The following is a 20074-nucleotide window of genomic DNA, read 5'->3' as shown; positions in this document are numbered from 1 at the left end:
GCGCCTTCCATCAAGGCTTGCCTCGGCCAGAACCATGTTGAAGGCAAGTGTTGCCTGCCCGATCTTGGGAGATATTGAGCCTATTTTCTTCGTATTATTTTCGGAAGCCTATTTTATAAATGTCGAGATTTCAGGAATGGTAAAATCAGCAAGCTCCCAAGCGGAAAGACCGGTCGCCGTCTCCGACGATACGACGGATGGCGAGAGCCAGACCCTGACACGTGTCAATCTCGCCGAGGCTGTCTATCGTAGCGTCGGCCTCTCGCGCAAGGAATCGGCTGCTTTGGTGCAAATGGTTCTGAGCGAACTTTCGGATACTTTGGTCAAGGGGGAAACAGTCAAGCTTTCCTCCTTCGGTTCTTTCATCATTCGTTCCAAGGCGGAACGAATCGGCCGTAATCCGAAAACAGGGATCGAAGTGCCGATCACCCAGCGGCGGGTTCTCGTTTTCAAACCTTCGAACGTGCTCAAGGCCAAGGTCAACGGGCACACCGTTGTCGAAGAGGATGATTGAAACCAAGGTCGTGAGAGGGAGGCTTGATTTCTTTCTCAAATCTTCGCTTTTTGAACGCGAGAGCGAAGATTTGAGAGTGTTCTGGCCGACCTTCTGCCTCTTAGTCTCAGGCCTTGGCGCCGGTTTCGACGACGTGTCACAGTCTTGCCTTGCGTAGTTCCGATAATCCCAACCAAGGACATGATTCGGACCCCGGAATGGAGAAAAAGGGCGACGCCTTTCGAACGATCAGTGAGGCTGCGGATGAGCTTGACTTGCCGCCGCATGTCCTGCGTTTTTGGGAGACACGCTTCCCGCAAATTAAGCCTCTGAAGCGTGGTGGTGGCCGTCGCTATTACCGGCCTGTCGATATCGAGCTTTTGCAGACCATTCGAATCTTCCTTTACGATCAAGGCTATACGATCAAGGGGGTGCAGCGTCTGCTGCACGAACAAGGACCGCGTGGCTGTATCGCCGCTGCGGGACGTCTCGGATCCAATGGGCAAGCGGCCGGGGACCTTGGACAGCCCGCGCAAGATTGTGCGTCACCGGGAACGAAAACCATTTTTGATGAAGCGGTTCGAGACGATGTTATGCGCGCGGCGCCGGCATCAAGCGAGACGCTGCTGGATGAGGCGCTCCCTGAAAGGGAAGGTGAGGAGTATCCCTTCCTCGTTCCAGCCTCGCTGAATAACAGCGATCCTCACGTTTCCCCTCAAGCCAGTTCTCGAATCGGTGTCCCTGGCACTGCTTTGGCGCCGGATGATATTCTGGCCTTGCAAGCCCTTCTCGAAGAAATTCGTGCTTGCGAAGAAATTCTCGCCATCGCGATCGTTTCTAACTGATGGGATGCATTGCGTCGGAACAAGCCTTTCATTATAAGGCGGGCAGTCGGAGTGTAGCGCAGCCCGGTTAGCGCACTAGTCTGGGGGACTAGGGGTCGTGGGTTCGAATCCCGCCACTCCGACCATTTATCACTTTGATTGTGAAAGTGATTTTGCCTTTTCCGATCTTCATCAAATCGGAATAAGACGGCCCTAAATAACCGGAAAATGCGGGATTCGGTGCAGAAAGTCCCGAACTGATTCCCGAACTCCATCCTGGCCAATGGCCCCGCCTCGATTGGCTTTCGCCTCGCCGGATGTGGATCTCGTCTCGTTCGACAATTCCCTCCCTTTATCCGCTTGGACCACTCAGGGCTCGATGCCGAAACGGGCACTTGCCGGTGCCGACGAATGGTCTGCAAACGCTCCTCTGAAGACAATGCTCGGCATAGCCTGGATTCGGGTGGTTCTGGCCAATCGTCTCACTAGCGAGCGGTGACCGTCTTACACAAACGCGAGAGCACTATGATCCGAATCAGAGAGTGCTGGCGAACAAGTACTACCGATGGTGGTGGAAACATCAGCATCAAATGATCTATGATGCTGGAGATGGGCAGGGATTCCGCGCGGACCTTTCACAAAAGGGAACGGGCAATCGAAGGGCATCGCTGGATCTCGCCTCCTCGATCATCACGCATCCGGAAATCATCGCTGACACGATGAATAATTGCCTGTCCTCCGGGACGGTGTCATGCGGCCAGGTCGACTATTCCGTCCTGGCGCTCAAGATCACGCCGCCGAACTCATAAGGTTTTCTGAAATGCGCACGCTTTGTGTGCTCATCCCTTGCTTGCTGAAAGGCCGGCGAGGGCTTCTCAAGACACGGGAAAATCATGGCAAATCTCACGGAGATTCAGACAGCGCCCGGCAGCCAGGCGAGTGCCATCGCCAATGTCCAGACGCTCGTCAGGAAACGTGCCTCGAGCGCTGGCATGGGGGCGGATCTTCAGCTGGTTTGTGACGCGATCAATGCCAATAGCGCCAATCTGACGGTGGTCGTGACCGCACATGATTCTGCTGCTCCGACACTCGCTTGGGCGGCTCCGGCGACGGATCTGCCGCCCGGCTCTGCCTGATCCTCTCCACTCTATCGCAATCACAGGGCGCCTTCGGGCGCCCTTTTTCATGGAGATGACAATGGGTCAATTTAAACTGTGTCTGCCGGTCACGTTGCGATGGGAAGGCGGCAAAAGCAACGATCCGCGTGATCCTGGTGGGGCGACACAGGATGGCATCACACAAGCCACCTATAACGCCTCGCGTGATCGTCACAATCTGCCCCATCAATCGGTTTTCAAAATGACCGCGGCGGAGCGCGATGCGATCTATCGCGAAGATTATTGGAACAAGATGCTCTGCGACGCGATGGCGCCAGGCGTCAATCTTGTGACCTTTGATGCCGGCGTCAATTCCGGCATCCAGCGGGCCTTGAACTGGAAAGCGGCGGCCGCGAGCTCTGATCGTGTCCAGACGATCAAGGGCATTTGTGCGCGGAGGCTCTCCTTTGTTGAGGGTCTGAAAACCTTTCCCATTTTTGGGAAGGGTTGGCGCAATCGCATCGCGGGGATCGAGGCGACGGCCATGACCATGGCGGCTGGCACCGTTGCAAAGACGGTCCTGAGCGTCGAGGCACGCAGCGCGCGATCGAAAGCAGCGACAGCCAAGGCCCTGGCTAAAACTGTGCCCGCCGGTGCCGGAGGCGTCGAAGCGACGCATCAGATCGCTGGCGGCGGCCATCTCTGGTTGACCTTGCTGCTGATCGCACTGACGGGCGCCGCGATCGCCATCCTGATCATCCGCCACAAGATCCAGGCTAGCCGTGCGCAAGCGCTCGAAGGCGCGGCCATCACGCTTTCGATGCCGGCGGCGACAGTCATTCCGACCGACAAAAAGGAGAGTGTGGGTGTTTAATTTTCTGTTGCTGATGGCGCTCGGCATCGCGGGCGTCGTCTATATGGGACCCAAGATCAAGGCCTATCAGGCGTCGATCGGCGTCCTTGATGCGCTCGAAAAGCCGGGCCTGACGATTATCACCAAGATTCGCCTACGCCTGATCGGCATCAAGACGATCATTATTGGCTATGTCGCGGTTTTGGTCGGGTCCTTGCCCGATTTCATCGGCGGAATTGTGGACTTCGTTCCGCAAATCCATCCCTTTATCGAACAGATGGATCTCTCCGTCTGGTTCTCACCGCATACAGCCGCCAGCATCAATAATCTCTTTTACATCGCAATGATCGGCACGCGAGTCCTCGGCATGCTCGTGATCGCCAAAGGTCTGCCAGGCGAAAAAGAGGGGATGAGCTAATGCTTGCTTCCCTCATTATCGGATTTCTGAAAGGGCTTATCGGCCCGATCACGCAGGCGATTTCCGATATCAAGATCCAGGCGCTCAAAAGCCAAGTCGAGGGGTTTCAGAATGCTGTCCAGGCAGATACCGAGCTTGGCAAAGCTTTTCTGAATGCGCAGATCGAAACAAACAAGATCAAGCTTGCACAACAGGCCTCGCCCGGCATGCGCCGGATCACGATCGGCGCGGGCACGATTGTATTGATCTATTTCGGTGCGATCGTCGGCGATTCCATCGGCCACTTTGGGTGGAACATCGCGAAATTGCCGCCGCCCTGGGATGGTTATGCCTGGATCATCCTGCAATCGTTCGTTGTGTTGACACCAGCACAGCCGTTGATCAGTGCCGCCGCCGCCTGGCTCTCGCGGCGGTGACATCATCGCAATCATCGCTTCTCCTCATGAGTGAACTGATCGGTGGGAGGGGCAGCGTGACGCTTGAGGATCATGTCTTCAAGCCATGGCGTAACGAAAAGCGGGGAACATTCCCCGCTTTTATTTTTTTGAAAGGCTTAATATGACTGATTATCTTCCTGCTCCTTCGACAACTGATTACATTACATATACGGGCGTTGGCATGGTGCCCGCCTCCACTGTCACAGTTTACAATGGCAGTACCGAGGCAGGCACGGCGACCGTTGCGGCGGATGGCACATGGTCCTTTACATTCTCGGTAACACCGGCCAGCGGGTCGGAAATTTATTACACAGGTGAGTCCACAAGCTCGTCCATCACTGTCCCGTCCTTTGCGACGCTTGTCCCGCTTTCACTCTCCCCGCTCACGGTGCAAGCGGGTGGCACATTCAGCGGCACAATCACAGGTCAAACAGCTGGCTCGACGATTGCCGCCCTCTCGACGGATGGGACGGCTCTGACGGTCAGCGGCGACAATGTGACCGGGACATTCTCTGCCAATGGCGTCATGACAATCAGCCTGACCGAGATGCTCGCGGGGGCCACGAATACACCCCATCTCTCGACCACAGAGATGACTGTCTCGAATAATACGTCTCAGGACCCGGCATTCAGCCTCGCGCGGACCGTCCTTGTCGCGAATGGCGGCACGAGCCTCAGTGCCAATGGGTTCTCATTTAAGGCGGTCACGATTTCCAATGTTTCCGGTGTTTATGCCGATGCCTATTACATGCGCGGCTATATGACCCCGCTCATGTCTCTCATGGGCTGGAACTATGAGAACTCGCGCGTCTGGGCCATCGGTGGCAATACGCTTGCTCAGGTCCTCTCCAACTACAGCGCAACGGGTGTCACGCCGGCCAATACGCGGTGGGGCACGCTCGGATCGGGTGGCTGGTCGCCGGATATCTTCTTCGCTGAAGGCGGCTCGAACGACCTTGGCAACACATTGACACAGATGCAATCCGATGCCACGGCGGTCGATAATTATCTGCTCGGCCTCAGTCCCGTCCCTCGCATCCTGAACGAGTCCATCTGGCCGCGGACCAGCTTTCCGACCGGCACCGATCTGACCTTCGTCCGGTCCGAGCGGCTCCAATTCAATCAGTGGCGTGAACAGAAAAGCGCCTCGTTTCCAAAGTTAAAAGCGTATAACCTTGACGCACTCATGCAGGACCCGGCAAATCCTGGTCAGGCGAACCCACCCTATACCTATGACGGCGTGCATCCGAATTCCAAGGGCGCGATCCGCGTCGCGAACGATATGTTCTCGAAACTGTCGTCGCTCAACATGTTGCCGGCCCCAGTGCTTCTCCCGCTGACCCTTGATGCGGCGGCCGATCCGACCAATCTGCTGCAGCACGAAGGTGCAACCAATTCGGCGCGACAGCTTCTCGCCGGTACATCGGGTGGTTTGACCAATTTCGCGACAGGGAGCGTCATATGCTCCGGCTTCAACGCGTCCGCCGACGCAAGTTGGGGAACGACGGACACCCAGGCGCTTCCGGCTTTCTCGATGGAGGCGGATGACAACGCGACGAAACTGAAGCGGATGGTCATTACCTATCCGACCAGGACTTCGCCGGGAACACTCGGAAATGGCAGTGCCGACGCGGGCAAAATCTGGGTCGTCGTCGGGACAGGCGGGACGCTGATCTCCTCCGCACGCGCCTCAAACTATGATGGGGCAGGGGCGAGCATCGTGGCTGGTAATCGCTACCGGGCTGGTGTCCGGCTCCAGATTATCAACGGCGTCAACCTGTTCCCGGCTGCGTTCTACTTCAGGTGGAAAGTCGATGGGGTGACGGTGATTCAGACCTCGTGGGCCTGTTCCAGCCTTTATGACGCCAATGACGCCTTCCCTGACGGCACCTATGACATATTGTCGCCGATCTTCACGGTGCCGGCCTTCCAATCCTCGATCGAGTTGACCAGTCTGCAAGTTTATCTCGCCAGCGTCCCCGGAGCCCCGGTCGGTGGCACGGTCAAGCTCAGCAAATGGTATGTGCGGCCCTATCAGTTCCTTGCCTCTTGGCCGTAAGGGAATTTCAAGCGGCATAATGTCGCCAATGAGGACGAAGACCCTCTCGCTTTGGCGAGAGGGTCTTAAGGCGCTCTCCGCCGCGATCAGGTGAGCGAGCCTGCAAAAATCCCGAAAAATTGCTGAACACAATCTTAGTCTGCACACAAGATATTAATCTTACTTATTTATTAGAATAAAGGCCGTGGCGTGATGTGTCAAAATCACGCCACGGCTCTTGCTGGGTGCCTCGTCGGGGCGCGTCGCGGAGAGAGCATCAAATCAAAGAACAGACATGACTTTTGGGATGAATTCGCATCCGATTCTGATTTAAAGAGCGATGCTCTCGTGTTTTGCTCGCTCATCCAGCGCGAGCGAGATCATGGGCACCCCATGGCATCAAATTCGCTTCCGTCCCATGCCCATGTGGACCTCACCCGAGGTCGGGATGATTGGGCTAAGCCCCGCTCCAGAAAGACCAGTTTCTCTCCCCTGGAGAATATCATACATCACTTAATGGACATGATGTTGGATGCAGGCGGGACGAGAGACGTTTCCACGTTTATCCGTTGCCGCTATAAGATGAAAAGATCAGTTCTGCTTCTAAACAGTGATCCTATGTTCTGAATTATATTGATACGGGCCTTTGGCTTGAGCAATTTTCGGAAAAAGGTGCCCAAACTACCGGGGAAACGCACTAAAAGGGTTTTGGGAAGGCGACCGCTTTTCCAATGCGCATGCGTGTCAAGAGATTAGTCGCTCCCAGTCTCGACAGATCTCGCGGTTAAGGGGTAGCTTCTTGTTCAAGCGTCTTCTCATCGGGGCCATCGCCGCCGCTGTTCTCGGCTTTGGCGGATTTATCGCTTTCGCCTGGCGGCCAGCCATCGCTCCGATCACGCCGCCCGCCCCCTCTTCCTTCGATCCGGCTCTCGTGGCGCGCGGTGAAGTTTTGGCAGGTGCTGGTTATTGCTCCGCTTGTCATACGCCGAAGGGGGGTAAGCCCTTTTCCGGCGGGCGACCGATGTTCACCGATTTCGGCACCATCTATGCCACCAATATCACGCCTGATCCCAAGACCGGCATTGGCGATTGGTCCGAGGAAGCCTTCCGCCGCGCTGTCTGGGAAGGCGTTGCGCGCGACGGCTCGCATATTCTGCCCGCTTTTCCCTTCGATCATCTGACCAAGCTGAGCGAGCAAGACGTCAAGGCGCTCTATGCCTATTTCATGACCCGCGAACCGGTCGAGGCGACCGCGCCGGAAAACACCATTCCCTTCCCCATGAATATCCGGCTGTTCCAGGCTGGCTGGAAATTGCTGTTCTTCCGCCCTGGCCGATTCGAACCCCGGCCCGACAAGAGCGAAGAATGGAATAGAGGCGCCTATCTCGCCGAAGGCATCAGCCATTGCGGCGCCTGTCACACGCCACGCAATCTGCTCGGCGCCGAAAAGCCTTCCGCCACTTATGCCGGCGCCTTCATCGACAATTGGGTGGCGCCGCCGCTCGACAAGAGCAATCCTTCTCCCGTGCCCTGGAGCCGCGACGAGCTTTATACCTATCTGCGCACTGGCCTCAGCCGCTATCATGGCACCGCCTCGGGGCCCATGTCGCCTGTCGTCCATGATGGGTTGAAACTTGTCTCCGATGCCGATGTCCGCGCTATCGCCACTTATTTCGCGGATATCGATCAGGCTGCCGCACGCGCCTCGGAGGAAACGGCCGCTGTCAGCCGGGCGCTTGCGGCCAGCAAGCAGGGCGTCGGCCTGAGCGACGATTCCGCCGCCAAGCTCTACACGGCCGCTTGCGCCTCCTGCCATTACAATGGGGGCGAGATCAATCCGCTGCGTCCCGATCTCGCCTTGAATAGCGCTGTCAATCTCGATGATCCGACCAATCTGATCCGCATCATCCTCTTTGGCGTTGACGTGAAGGAAGGCGCCTCCGACCTCGTGATGCCGGCCTTTGCGTCCGGGTTCAGCGATGCCGATGTTGCGCATATCGCCGCTTATCTCCGCGCGACCAGAACCAGCCACGCACCCTGGCCGGAGTTGGAACAGAAGGTCGCGTCGATCCGCGCGCAAGGCAAGACACAGGAATGAACGCGTGATGGAAGCTCCTTGTCTCGCTTTCGATGCGACATCCAATGGAAAACGCTCATGACCAGTTTCACGATCAATGACCGTGCCGTCACGGTGGATGTCGAGGAGGACACGCCGCTCCTCTGGGTTATCCGCGAAACGATCGGCCTGACCGGCACCAAATTCGGCTGTGGCATTGGCATGTGCGGCGTCTGCACCGTGCATGTTGGGGGGCGCCCGACGCGCTCCTGCATCACGCCCATCAGTGCGGTCGAGGGTGCGGCGATCACCACCATCGAGGGGATCGCCGCGACCGATGCGCATGTGGTGCAAAAGGCCTGGACCGACCTGCAAGTGCCGCAATGCGGCTATTGTCAATCTGGCCAGATCATGCAGGCCGTTGCCTTGATCAAGGATTTTCCCTCGCCCACGGACGAGGATATCGATGCCGTGATGACCGGCAATCTCTGTCGTTGCATGACCTATGTGCGCATTCGCGCGGCCATCAAGCAGGCGGCCGCCGCGCTGCGGGGAGAAGTCACCAATGGCTAGACTGGGCTCTATGCAAAATGCCGCGATGATCCAGTCGCGGCGCAGCTTCCTCGTTACTATGGCGGGCGCGAGCCTTGCTTTCGGCTTTACGCGCGGAGCCGGCGCGGCCATAGACCCCGCCACCGCTGATGGGGTGCCACCCAACGCTGTCGGCACCCTGTTCGAGCCTTCGCTCTGGTATTCCATCGACAGTACCGGCACGGTTACGGTCAATATCATCCGCGCGGAAATGGGCCAGCATGTGGGGACCGCGCTCGCCCGCATCCTCGCCGATGAACTCGAAGCCGATTGGAAGACTGTCCGGATCACCCATGTCGATACGGATCCGAAATGGGGCTTGATGGTTACCGGCGGGAGCTGGTCGGTCTCCCAAACTTGGCCGATCTTCAGCCGCGCCGGTGCCGCCGGGCGTCTCGCGCTGATCGAGGCGGGCGCCGCGCTTTTGAAGGTCGCGCCGAGCGCCTGCGTTGCGCGGGACGGCAAGGTCTATGCCGGCACCCAATCGATCGCCTATGGCGATATTATTGCGCAGGGTCCTCACTTCCGCCAATTCTCGCCTGAGGATCTCGACAAACTGACGCTCAAGCCCGTGTCCGAACGCCGGCTGATCGGCAAACCGGTCACGGCGCTCGATATTCCGGCCAAGACCAATGGCGAGGCCGTCTATGGCATCGATGCGAAAGTGCCAGGCATGGTGCACGCCCGGCCCAAAATTCCGCCGACCCGCTATGGCTCCAAGGTCGTTTCGGTCGATGACAGTGCCGCGCGCAAGGTCAAGGGCTATTTGCAGAGCCTCGTCATCGACGACCCCTCAGAGACCGTGCCCGGCTGGGTCCTGGTGATCGCGGAATCGACTTTTGCCGCGATGCGCGCCGCTGATCTCGTCAAGGTTACGTGGAGCGCCGGTCCCACGGCCCATATCTCCGAAAAGGAGATTCAAGATCACGCAGTCGAACAGATCGCCAGGCGAGATAATGGCGTTCTCCTTGAACTTGGCGGCGCCAAGGGCGTGGACGTCGCCAAGCCCGCTTTCGAGGCGGCGGCTTCGACCCTGGAACAGACCTACACGACCGCAACCGTCCTGCATTTCCAGCTTGAACCGTTGAACGCTTTGGCTTTCGAAAAGGACGGCATTTTCGAAATCCATACGGGCAATCAATGGCAGAGCCTGATCCTGCCAGTGCTGGCCAAGGCCCTGCAACGGCCGCAGGAGAGCATTGTTCTGCGTTCCTATATGCTCGGCGGTGGTTTCGGCCGCAGACTTAATGGTGATTATGCCGTGCCGGCGGCCTTGGCGGCCAAGGCGCTGGGTCGCCCGGTCAAAGTGGTGCTGACTCGCCAAGACGATGCTTTGTTCGACTCAGTGCGCTCGCCTTCTGTCCAGACTGTGCGTATGGCATTCGACGCGGCGAACAAAGTGACCGGCATGGAGCATCATGCGGCGGCCGGCTGGCCGACCGAGGTCATGGCGCCCGCTTTCATGCCCAAGGGACAGGAGGGCAAACCCTTCGATCCTTTCGCCATAGCGGGGGCGGATCATTGGTATGATGTCGGCCCGCAACTCGTGCGTGCTCTCTCCAATGATCTCGCCAATGCGACCTTCCGGCCTGGCTGGCTGCGCTCGGTCGGTCCGGGCTGGATCAATTGGGCGCTCGAAAGTTTCATGGACGAGGCCGCTCTCCATGTGAAGATGGACCCGTTGGCGTTCCGGCTGAATTTGCTCAATGGCAAGGGACAGAACGACAATGCGGGCTCGGCTCCTGTGTCCGTGGGGGGCGCCTCGCGACAGGCGGAGGTGATCCGCCGCGCGGCGCAGCGCGCCGGCTGGGGGCAGGCGCTGCCGGCCGATACCGCTTTGGGCCTTGCGACGAGTTTCGGCCAGGAACGTGAAATGCCGACCTGGATGGCCTGCGCGGCGCGTGTCCATGTCGATCGCAAGACCGGCCAGGTGCGGGTGGAAAAGCTGACGATCGTGACCGATGCGGGCACGATCGTCGATCCGGATGGCGCACGCGCCCAGACGGAGGGCGCGACGCTCTGGGGCCTTAGCATGGCCTTGCACGAGGGGACGCTTTTTGAAAAGGGCCAGGTCCGCGACACCAATCTCGACACTTACACGCCTTTGCGGATCGATGAGACGCCGGAACTCGACATCAGCTTCGTCGAGAGTACGGAAATGCCGGTTGGCCTTGGCGAGCCGGCGACGACCGTGATCGCGCCCGCCATCGGCAATGCCATTTTCGCCGCCGTGGGCGTCCGGTTACGGCATTTGCCGATCACTTCGGAGGCCGTGCTGTCTGGCCTCAAGACTTTGGGGTGAATGGAATTGATGGCGGTAGTATCCACCCTCATTGAAGCGCGACTCGTCGCGGTTCAATGAGAGTGGATACGGTTTAAAAAATGACGTATCGAGAATCTGTGGTTCTCGATACTAGGAGTACTCAATCGCCGCCATTGAGGCGTGTCGCGAAATAGGCGATGGTCCGAGAATAGACATCGGCCTTGTTCCATTCCTTGATAACTGGAAAATTGGGTTGGCCAGGCGCCCAGCCAGCGCCGCGTTTCCAACCGTAGCTGGACAGGAAATTGGCGGTCGAGGCCAATACATCCGGGACATCATGGATCAGGTCGCGGCGGCCGTTGCCGGAGAAATCCACCGCGAATTTATAATAGGATGAAGGCATGAATTGCGTTTGTCCGATCTCGCCCGCCCAGGCTCCGCGCATGGCGGAAGGGGGAAGATCGCCGCGTTGAACGACACGCAAGGCGTCGATCAATTCGCTTTGGAACATCGGTGAGCGCCGGCAGTCGAAGGCAAGGGTCGCCAAGGCGCGGAAGGTTGGCGTATTGCCGTTCACCGCGCCGAAATCGGTCTCAAGTCCCCAGATCGCGACAATGATTGGCGCGGGCACGCCGAACTGCTGCTCAATTCGGTTGAATACGCCGGCATATTGTTTGATCAAAGCGGCGCCCTTGTGCAAGCGGTAGCTGCTCACCATGCGGCCGGAAAACTGCTCGAAACTTTGCCGGAACACATGCTGCCCGTGATCCTTGGACACGATGCTCGGATCATAAGAAACATTATCGAGCGCGCTGGCTATCGTGGAGGAGGAAATGCCCTGGGCCGAGGCCTCGTGCTTCATATCGTCCAGAAAAGCCTCAAAGCCCCGTGGATCGCGACAGGTTGCGGCATGGGCGGGCGAAAGACCAAGCATCAGGCTCGCGGCGAGAGCGACACCGGAGATCGTGCTTGGAACCGCACCTGATAGCGGGAAGCCGGGTCTGGACTCCATCCCCCTAGCGTGATCGCGTCGATGATCGCTGAACGGGTCTTGGCCGTGGGAAGGATCTTGGCGGAGCAAGCGCGCCATGACAATGGCGGGTAAGCGTGTAATCCCGGTAACGAGGTCGGTGGCCGGCATGGGCTCATTCCTTGGGCAATGGGAACGACGGAATCGACACAAGTCTTTTACAGGGAAGAATCCGTGTATCTGATGAAAACGAAGTAAAATATTATGAAATAGACTGCCTGCTGATCAGTCGGATCGATTGTATGTCTTTCTTGAAGAGCTGTGCCTTCAAAAGGTTAGCGAAAATCCAAGAAGAGTCCAATTGTCATTGATCGCAACCATCATCATGTGGATGGAACAACCATTTCATGTCACGGCTGCGTTTCCGCTTGTGATGACGGCCCGTGTGGAGTGGCCTTCGATTTCTCATCAAAGAGGGGCGCGGCCGCGTTCGAATGGCGGATCAGGCTCCGCACGTCCGGGACCAAGGAGGGATCATCCCAGGAGCCGACCAGATCGAAACGGAATTGCGGGCGGTCTCCGCCGGATTTGGCGGCATTGGCCGGCAAGGGTGCCGTGGACAAGCCCATAACGGGCGTGGCCACGGCATGGAGATTGATGGATCTTTCGCCAATATCCGTCTCACCACCGAATCCGAGACGCAGGCTCGGGCTCTGCAGGAGCCCATCCTCAATCACGGCGACCCCCTTGGTGATGTTGAGACCCAACGTGCCTTCGTCATAGAGGGTGCGGCCACCACGAATAGCGGCGACCAAAGCGAGCGGACGGTTTTCCAAATTCTTCAAGGCTTGATCGAGCGCGAGGCCCTCGATTTCTCCTTGCAGAATATTGACCTGGACATGCCCCTCGATGGTGCGCATCAGCGCGGCCATGTCGGTACCGCCGCCTTCGAGATTGGCGGTGCCGGTCACCAGGCCACCGAGGCGGCGCTGCCCATAGGCATCGAGCGAGAATGCGGCGAGGTCGAGACCGGAGAGCGTGGCATTAGCCCGGAAATCGAGCCGGTCGGGATCGAGTTTCAGCGAGGCCCGGCCTTTGAAAGCGCCTTGATAGGCCTTGGCGGCGGGAACCGCCAATTCAAGGCGTCCGTCGCGGGTCATGATGGAAACGGCGGCATCCTGCAATTCGAATGGGGCGAAGCGCAGGCGCGAGGCGGAAATGCGGAGATCGAGATCCGACCAATCTTCGGGCGTGAAATTGAACGGATCCGAGCTCCATTGGCCATCCGAGCCGCGAATGCCGGGCAAGCGTTCGAGCCAGGGCGTCAAGGACAAAAGGTTTGTCGCCAGCGTCCCCGAGAGAATGGGCTTGCCGCTGAGGCCTTGCATGGCCAAAGCACCTTCGAAGCGATTGCCGTCGATCTCGAGATGGAGATTGCTGAACGCGGCATTGTCATTCTCGATTACGGTGTTGGCACTGACGACAATATCGTTGAAGGGGCCTGGGAGCGGCAAGGAACGATCACCCAGAGCAAGGAGGTCACGCAAAGCCGGGGTTGTGGCCTCCATCTGCCCATTGAAGTGGAATTGCGGTTCGCTGCCGAGCCGGCCTCGTGTTGACAAAGAGAGGGAAGGGGCTTCCAGCCGCAAGGTAATGTCGGAAGGGCCGCCACGCAGTAGTTCGACGGGTTTGGCGATCCAGGCGGAGAGATCGATCGATTGATCGTGATATTCGACTGAACCGATCAATTGTGCGGCGGCTCCCAATTGCCGCCAATCAAGCGTGACATTGATAGCCTTGATGAGATGCTCTTCCGGACTCGTCCGGCTTTTCAGCAAGGCCTGTCCATTGATGAGATTGAGGACGCCGAGATTGATCGCATCAGTGCGCGCCGCTTGCGCCGTGGCGGGCCGTGCATCGGCGGCGCGGCCGATGGCGCTGTCCGAAGGCATGGGCCGGCCATCGAGATCAATGACCATATGGGCATCGAAAAGGCTGGCGGAAGCGATTTCGAGGCGTCCCAGGAGCAGCGGCAGAACCTGGAAATAACCCTTCAGCATGGGGGTTTCGATACGCAGGGCCCCGGACGGATCGGCGAAACTGACCGCTTCGATATTGACATGCGGCTCCGGCAGGACGACGAGCACCGCTCGTCCATGCGATTGGACTGCGAGACCGGTGGTGGCTCGGATCTGTGCCTCGATTTCGCCACGCAGAGCTGAGGCGGAGAACAGCCAGGGAGCAACGAGCGACACAATTATGCCGAGCGCCATGAGAATCCCCAAGCCAATGGCCGAGCGCGATGCCCATTTATGGTGGCGCCATTCCAAGCGGGTCAGGGAAGCGAGGCTCTGCATTGCGGATCGACCCATGCTCATGCTGTTTGGCGGTCCCTTATTCGATCAGCGAGAAGAAGGAGAGGGGAGGATAAATCCTCGATCCGAAACTCTCGGAAGGACGCCTGAAACTGTTTGCACCGGTCAGGCGGGGAGTGGGGAAGATGCTTTGGGGCCGGATCCGTGTGGCCTCGAGCTTGGTCTATCGGGATTGATCGCGCGGGAATAATGTGTCGAACATGCGTGGCTTCGGCGGTTTGCGGATCAAAAGGCCCGGCCGGATGGCTTATCCTTCTCATCCATGAGAACAATTGGGGCGGATGTGTCTTTGGTCGTCGTGGCGACCTTGTAGCATCGGTCATCAAGAATGACCGCTGAGCCATTCTTGAATGTTCGCTAACGGTCTGAAAAAGCGAACATTCAAAAAGAAACCAAGGGTCACTATCCGGGATCTTGGCATTAAAATGCCAAATCACAGTTGAAAAGTGTAGCACAAAACCGAGGCCTCGTCCCTCAGGCCGGGGACAAGCTGGCAAGGAACAAGCGGGAATAATGATGGCGAGTTCGTCGAACCAGATTTCCTGAATGCGGGCATCCTGGAAGGACTTACCGACAGCACTACCGTTAGCGAGTCCGAAAGTGGCTGACGACTTTGTCGCCATCAAGGCACTTTCAGCTCTCATCGATCCCGGAAAAATCCATCAAGAATCAAGGGTGATGAGGTCGAGTTTGAACTCGGCGCGCAGGATTTTCGCGAGATCGTCCATGCGGAAGGGCTTTTGCAGCACGGGACGCTGATTATGGGTCGGCGGGACACCAGACGGTCCATAACCGGTTGTAAAAATGAAAGGCTGGCCGAGGGCAGCGAGACGATCAGCCACCGGGTCGATCTTTTGATGCCCCAGATTGACGTCGAGCAGGGCCCCGTCGATCGACTCGCGTTCGATAAAATCCAGGGCTTCGCTGACCCGCGTCACCGAGCCGGCGACGGTGCAGCCGAGATCGGACAGCATATCCTCAAGGGTCAGAAGGATGAAAGGCTCATCCTCGACGATTAAAAGACGCGGCTTTTGGATGTTCTGAACAGCGAGGGCGGATGCCATGAGCTTGAACCTGCCGGATCGAGTAAATTTAACTGTGCCTGTCTGATCGTCTCTTGTCCAGCGTGGGACATGACAGAAAACTACGCTGACGAAAGAGTGATGAACAGCAGATGCATCCGCCTGCCCTGAATGGGCTGGAAAGTGGTCCCCGGAGCAGGGGCCATGGCATCATTTTATTTTGTTTGCGGCCGTATCAGCCGCACTAATGCCGCCAAGGCCACGCCAATCCAGCCGATGATCATCAGACTGCCGCCGAGCGGTGCGGCCATGGGGAAGAGCCGCTCGCCGCGCCAGGCGTGGAAGAGGAGATCGCCGGCAAAAAGGTAACAGCCGCCAAGGAGCAGCGAGGCGGCGGCCTTGAGAAACCAATGGCCACGTTCAGGCCCTGCGAACGCGAGAATAGCGATGGTTGCGGCAGCCTGCACCTGCAGGATCGACGCGGCGGTGTTCAGGAACGGGTCCTGGGTGACATGGGCGGCGGACGCGGCGGTGATGAGGCCCGCAGCGCCAGCGAGCCCGGCGAAGAACAGGATCGAAAGGGACCATCTGGACATGATCGACGTGTCTTTCATGGATGGCTAAGCAAGCATTTTCCAGCGAGGAAACGCCACCTGCCTCAAGCCAGCTTAGTGGAATGGATTGCCTTATAAGGTGTTGTTGTTGTGTGACGCCTCGATATCGAAAGCAGCGGCAAACAGCGCTTGCGTATAGGCATCTTTCGGCTGCGTCAGCACTGTATGTGCCGGGCCTTGTTCGACGACCCTGCCCTGGCGCATCACGATGATGTCGTTGGCGAGGGCACGCACCACTTTCAGATCATGACTGATAAACAGATAGGCGAGGCCGCGTTTGGCCTGGAGGTCGCGCAGAAGATCGACGATTTGTGCCTGAACCGACATGTCGAGCGCCGAGGTCGGCTCATCCAGCATCACGAATTTCGGCGCGAGGACCATGGCCCGCGCGATGGCGATGCGCTGGCGTTGGCCGCCGGAAAATTCATGCGGGTAACGATCCATGGTTGCCGGATCAAGGCCCGTATCGGCCAGAGCCCGGGCGACCGTCTCGCGTCGTTCTGTGATTGAAAGACGGTGGTTCTTGAGGCCCAATCCCTCGGCGACAATGTCACCGACCGAAAGACGTGGTGACAAGGAACCATAAGGGTCCTGAAACACGATCTGCATCTCGGCCCGTAAGGGCCGCATGGCAATATTGCGCAAACCATCGATCCGCTGGCCGAGAAAGACGATCGGGCCTTGCGAGGAAATGAGCCGCAAAAGCGCAAGGCCGAGCGTCGTCTTGCCCGAGCCTGATTCCCCGACGACACCGACGGTCTGGCCCTCGCGCAATGTCAGGCTGACGCCATCGACTGCCTTGACATGGCCGATCGTCCGCCGCAGCAGGCCGCGCTTGATGGGAAACCAGACGCGGAGATTGTCGGTCTTAACGAGAACCGGTTTGGATGAATCGTCGGGCGGCGCCGTGCCCTTCGGCTCGGCGGCGAGCAAAGCGCGTGTATAGGAATGGCGCGGCGCCGCGAATAATGCGGCCGCGGGCTTCGCCTCGACGATTTCGCCCTTGCACATCACCGCCACATCATCGGCGATCTTGCGCACGATCCCAAGATCATGGGTGATGAACAGCATGGCCATGCCATGCTTGCGCTGCAGGTTTTGGAGAAGGGTAAGGATTTGGGCCTGGACGGTGACGTCGAGAGCGGTCGTCGGCTCATCGGCGATCAGAAGATCCGGGCGGTTGGCGAGCGCCATCGCGATCATGACACGCTGACGTTGGCCGCCGGAAAGCTGATGCGGATAGGAAGACAATCGGCTTTCCGCGTCGCGAATGCCGACTTCCTCCAAAAGTTCGATCACATGGGCGCGGATCGCTTTCTCTCCACGCATGCCGTGCAAGGAGAGAATTTCGCCGATCTGATGCTCGACCTTATGGAGCGGGTTAAGCGAGGTCATCGGCTCCTGGAACACCATGGTGATCGCGCCGCCGCGTAACTTTCGCAGCTCCGATTCCGTGCAGGCGAAGAGATCTCTGTCCTTGAACAAGGCGCGGCCCTGGATATGGGCATTCGCGCCGAGGAGCCGCACCAGGGAGAGCGCCGTCACCGATTTGCCGGAACCCGATTCCCCGACGAGCGCCAAAGTGCGCCCTGGCGCGAGGGTAAAGGAGACATCCGAAACGACACGCGTCTCGCGCGCCCCTTTTTCGAGGCTCCCTTGGCGAAAAGCGATCGACAGGTTTTCGACGGTGAGCAGCGGAGTCGAGGCACTCATTGGTGTGTTCATAGGCTTCAATCCGAAATCTTGCGCGGATCGAAGGCGTCGCGCACGGCCTCACCGATGAAGACGAGCAGCGAGAGCATGATCGCCATTACGAGAAAGCCGGTCAGGCCCAGCCATGGCGCTTGCAGATTGGATTTGCCTTGCAACAAAAGCTCACCGAGCGAGGGCGAGCCGGGCGGCAGGCCGAACCCTAAAAAATCGAGCGCCGTTAGCGTCGTGATCGAGCTGTTGAGAACGAAGGGCAGGAAGGTGAGCGTCGCGACCGTGGCATTGGGCAGGACATGTTTGACCATAATCGCAGCATCGGTCAGTCCCAGCGCGCGGGCGGCCTTAACATATTCGAGATTGCGGGCGCGCAAAAATTCGGCGCGCACGAGGTGGACCAGCGCGACCCAGGAAAACAAGAGAAGAATGCCGAGCAGGACGAAAAAACCTGGTGTGATGATCGAAGAGACGATGATCAACAGATAAAGATGCGGCAGAGATGACCAGATCTCGATGATCCTTTGCGAGACGAGATCGATCCATCCGCCGAAATAGCCCTGGATCGCGCCCGCCGCTATGCCGACGGCGGAGGAAATCGCCGACAGAATCAGGCCGAACAGAATCGACAGGCGAAAGCCATAGATGAGCCTGGCCAGCACATCGCGGCCCTGATCATCAGTGCCGAGCCAGTTCCATTCGATCGATTGGCAGCCTTGATCCTTCTGCGTGCCACCGAAACGCGCCGCGGCGCTCGCGCATTGCTCTTTGCTCAGCATCCAGGTCGGCGGCGAGGGGGCGGGCGTCGGCAATTGCCGGTTGATGGTCTGGTAGGAATAGCGGATCGGTGGCCAGATCATCCACCCATTGGCCTCGATCTCCTGAGCGATGACCGCATCGCGATAATCGGTCTCGGCCAGAAAGCCGCCGAATTTTTCTTCCGGATAATTGTGGAAGAGCGGCAACAGGATCTCGCCCTTATAGGAAATCACGAGCGGCCGGTCATTGGCGATGACTTCCGCAAAGAGCGAGAGCGTGAAGAGGATGAGAAAGAGGATCAGGGACCAAAAGCCGCGTTTGTTGGCCGTGAAATTGGAAAGGCGCCGCCGCCCGATCGGCCCCAGCCGCAACAGGCCGCGCGGGGGCAGGGGAGGGGCCAGCGGCCGTTGCAGGATGTCTGTTCCTCGATCTTGACCTTGGCCTTGCGCGAGACTCTGATCCATTTCAGACCTCCCGCGTCTCGAAATCGATGCGCGGATCGATCCACATATAAGTGAGATCCGAGAGGAGATTCACCACGAGCCCGAGCAGCGCCATTATATAGAGATTGGCGAAGACGATCGGATAATCGCGGTTGACGATCGATTCGAAGGAGAGAAGGCCGAGGCCATCGAGCGAGAAAATCGTCTCGATGAGCAGGGAGCCGGTAAAGAAGGCCGAGAGGAAGGCGCCGGGAAAGCCAGCGACCACGATCATCATTGCATTGCGAAAGACATGACCATACAGCACCTGGGTCTCGGTCAGGCCCTTCATGCGGGCGGTCTGGACATATTGCTTGCGAATTTCATCAAGGAAGGAATTTTTGGTGAGGAAGGTCGAGGTGGCGAAAGCTCCCAGGCTGAGCGAAAGAACCGGCAAAGTGATGTGCCAGAAATAATCAGCGATGCGAGCCGGCCAGGAGAGATCCGCCCAGTTTTCAGATGTCAGGCCGCGCAGCGGAAAGATCTGCCAGAACGAGCCGCCGCAAAATAAAACGATGAGCAGGATGGCGAAGAGAAAGCTCGGAATCGCATAGCCGATGATGATGACGGCCGAGGTCCACATATCGAAGCGCGAACCATCCGCCACGGCCTTTTTGATGCCAAGCGGAATCGAGATCGCGTAGGAGATCAGCGTCATCCATACGCCGAGCGAGATGGAGACCGGCAATTTTTCGCCGATCAGCTTGATCACCGGCTCGTCGCGGAAATAGGAACGGCCAAAATCGAAGCGCAGATAATTGCGCAGCATCAGGTAGAACCGTTCATAGGCCGGCTTGTCGAAACCGAATTGCTTTTCGAGTTCGGCGATGAATTTCGGATCAAGCCCCTGCGCGCCGCGATATTTCGACGAAAAATCGGCGCTATTGGCGGTGCCCATTGCCGCCCCACCGCCGCCGATATTGGCCGTGGCGCCGGCATCCGTCCCCTGCAATTGCGCAAGGACGCGCTCGACCGGGCCGCCCGGCGCGAATTGCACAATGACGAAGGAAATCAGCAAAATACCGAAGATCGTCGGAATCATGAATAAGAGGCGGCGGAGGATATAGGCGAACATGGG

At 58.3% G+C, this 20074-nt stretch carries 19 protein-coding genes and 1 tRNA gene; 13 read left to right on the top strand and 7 right to left on the bottom strand.

Annotated elements, in window-relative coordinates; all coding sequences use genetic code 11:
• Positions 1 to 136 precede the first annotated feature (136 nt).
• From BIND_RS17140 to BIND_RS17075, 13 genes are all read left to right on the top strand, one after another.
• Positions 137 to 514 (top strand): integration host factor subunit alpha, encoded by a 378-nt coding sequence (locus BIND_RS17140; protein ID WP_012386283.1) that lies wholly within the window; start codon positions 137 to 139, stop codon positions 512 to 514.
• A gap of 197 nt (positions 515 to 711) precedes the next feature.
• Positions 712 to 1338 carry a MerR family transcriptional regulator gene (locus BIND_RS20885; protein ID WP_012386282.1) on the top strand — a complete coding sequence of 209 codons (627 nt, stop codon included), beginning with the start codon at positions 712 to 714 and terminating at the stop codon, positions 1336 to 1338.
• Between the two features lie 47 nt (positions 1339 to 1385).
• Positions 1386 to 1463: transfer RNA gene (locus BIND_RS17130), tRNA-Pro, on the top strand.
• 137 nt (positions 1464 to 1600) lie between these two features.
• On the top strand, positions 1601 to 1816 hold the full coding sequence (locus tag BIND_RS17125) for a hypothetical protein (protein ID WP_041778204.1): 216 nt from the start codon (positions 1601 to 1603) through the stop codon (positions 1814 to 1816).
• A gap of 91 nt (positions 1817 to 1907) precedes the next feature.
• Complete coding sequence (locus BIND_RS17120; RefSeq protein WP_012386281.1) at positions 1908 to 2126, top strand: hypothetical protein; 219 nt, start codon at positions 1908 to 1910, stop codon at positions 2124 to 2126.
• An 84-nt stretch (positions 2127 to 2210) separates the two neighbouring features.
• Positions 2211 to 2453 carry a hypothetical protein gene (locus BIND_RS17115; RefSeq protein ID WP_012386280.1) on the top strand — a complete coding sequence of 81 codons (243 nt, stop codon included), beginning with the start codon at positions 2211 to 2213 and terminating at the stop codon, positions 2451 to 2453.
• Between the two features lie 61 nt (positions 2454 to 2514).
• Positions 2515 to 3288 (top strand): glycoside hydrolase family 108 protein, encoded by a 774-nt coding sequence (locus tag BIND_RS20290; RefSeq protein WP_012386279.1) that lies wholly within the window; start codon positions 2515 to 2517, stop codon positions 3286 to 3288.
• Positions 3281 to 3685: a hypothetical protein gene (locus BIND_RS17105; protein ID WP_012386278.1), complete on the top strand. Its 405-nt coding sequence runs from the start codon at positions 3281 to 3283 to the stop codon at positions 3683 to 3685. The genes BIND_RS20290 and BIND_RS17105 overlap by 8 nt, the downstream gene beginning before the upstream one ends.
• Positions 3685 to 4101 carry a hypothetical protein gene (locus tag BIND_RS17100; RefSeq protein WP_012386277.1) on the top strand — a complete coding sequence of 139 codons (417 nt, stop codon included), beginning with the start codon at positions 3685 to 3687 and terminating at the stop codon, positions 4099 to 4101. The genes BIND_RS17105 and BIND_RS17100 overlap by 1 nt, the downstream gene beginning before the upstream one ends.
• Before the next feature lie 142 nt (positions 4102 to 4243).
• Positions 4244 to 6181 (top strand): SGNH/GDSL hydrolase family protein, encoded by a 1938-nt coding sequence (locus BIND_RS17095; protein WP_012386276.1) that lies wholly within the window; start codon positions 4244 to 4246, stop codon positions 6179 to 6181.
• A gap of 778 nt (positions 6182 to 6959) precedes the next feature.
• Positions 6960 to 8258, top strand: a complete 1299-nt coding sequence (locus BIND_RS17085; protein WP_012386274.1) for a c-type cytochrome — start codon at positions 6960 to 6962, stop codon at positions 8256 to 8258.
• A 57-nt stretch (positions 8259 to 8315) separates the two neighbouring features.
• Positions 8316 to 8789, top strand: a complete 474-nt coding sequence (locus tag BIND_RS17080) for a (2Fe-2S)-binding protein (protein ID WP_012386273.1) — start codon at positions 8316 to 8318, stop codon at positions 8787 to 8789.
• On the top strand, positions 8782 to 11109 hold the full coding sequence (locus BIND_RS17075) for a xanthine dehydrogenase family protein molybdopterin-binding subunit (protein WP_012386272.1): 2328 nt from the start codon (positions 8782 to 8784) through the stop codon (positions 11107 to 11109). Before BIND_RS17080 ends, BIND_RS17075 begins: the two co-directional genes overlap by 8 nt.
• Before the next feature lie 121 nt (positions 11110 to 11230).
• Here BIND_RS17075 and BIND_RS17070 read toward each other — a convergent pair whose 3' ends face one another.
• The 7 genes from BIND_RS17070 to BIND_RS17040 all read right to left on the bottom strand — a co-directional run bounded on the left by BIND_RS17070 (position 11231) and on the right by BIND_RS17040 (position 20071).
• Positions 11231 to 12082, bottom strand: coding sequence for a lytic murein transglycosylase (locus BIND_RS17070; RefSeq protein ID WP_012386271.1), 852 nt, complete (start codon positions 12080 to 12082; stop codon positions 11231 to 11233).
• 368 nt (positions 12083 to 12450) lie between these two features.
• On the bottom strand, positions 12451 to 14418 hold the full coding sequence (locus BIND_RS17065) for an AsmA family protein (protein WP_012386270.1): 1968 nt from the start codon (positions 14416 to 14418) through the stop codon (positions 12451 to 12453).
• A gap of 659 nt (positions 14419 to 15077) precedes the next feature.
• The gene (locus BIND_RS17060; protein ID WP_012386268.1) at positions 15078 to 15479 is read right to left on the bottom strand and encodes a response regulator; all 402 of its coding nucleotides are present in this window, start codon (positions 15477 to 15479) and stop codon (positions 15078 to 15080) included.
• 173 nt (positions 15480 to 15652) lie between these two features.
• On the bottom strand, positions 15653 to 16033 hold the full coding sequence (locus BIND_RS17055; RefSeq protein WP_041778985.1) for a DUF423 domain-containing protein: 381 nt from the start codon (positions 16031 to 16033) through the stop codon (positions 15653 to 15655).
• A gap of 90 nt (positions 16034 to 16123) precedes the next feature.
• Positions 16124 to 17764, bottom strand: a complete 1641-nt coding sequence (locus tag BIND_RS17050) for an ABC transporter ATP-binding protein (RefSeq protein ID WP_148210678.1) — start codon at positions 17762 to 17764, stop codon at positions 16124 to 16126.
• A 17-nt stretch (positions 17765 to 17781) separates the two neighbouring features.
• A complete protein-coding gene (locus tag BIND_RS17045) occupies positions 17782 to 18978 on the bottom strand; it encodes an ABC transporter permease (RefSeq protein ID WP_012386265.1) in 1197 nt (398 codons plus the stop codon).
• Between the two features lies 1 nt (position 18979).
• A complete protein-coding gene (locus BIND_RS17040; protein WP_012386264.1) occupies positions 18980 to 20071 on the bottom strand; it encodes a microcin C ABC transporter permease YejB in 1092 nt (363 codons plus the stop codon).
• Positions 20072 to 20074 lie beyond the last annotated feature (3 nt).

It is taken from the genome of Beijerinckia indica subsp. indica ATCC 9039 (assembly GCF_000019845.1).
Lineage (GTDB): Bacteria > Pseudomonadota > Alphaproteobacteria > Rhizobiales > Beijerinckiaceae > Beijerinckia > Beijerinckia indica.
Note: the sequence above shows the minus strand (reverse complement) of the source record. Positions and strands in the feature narration are given on the sequence as shown.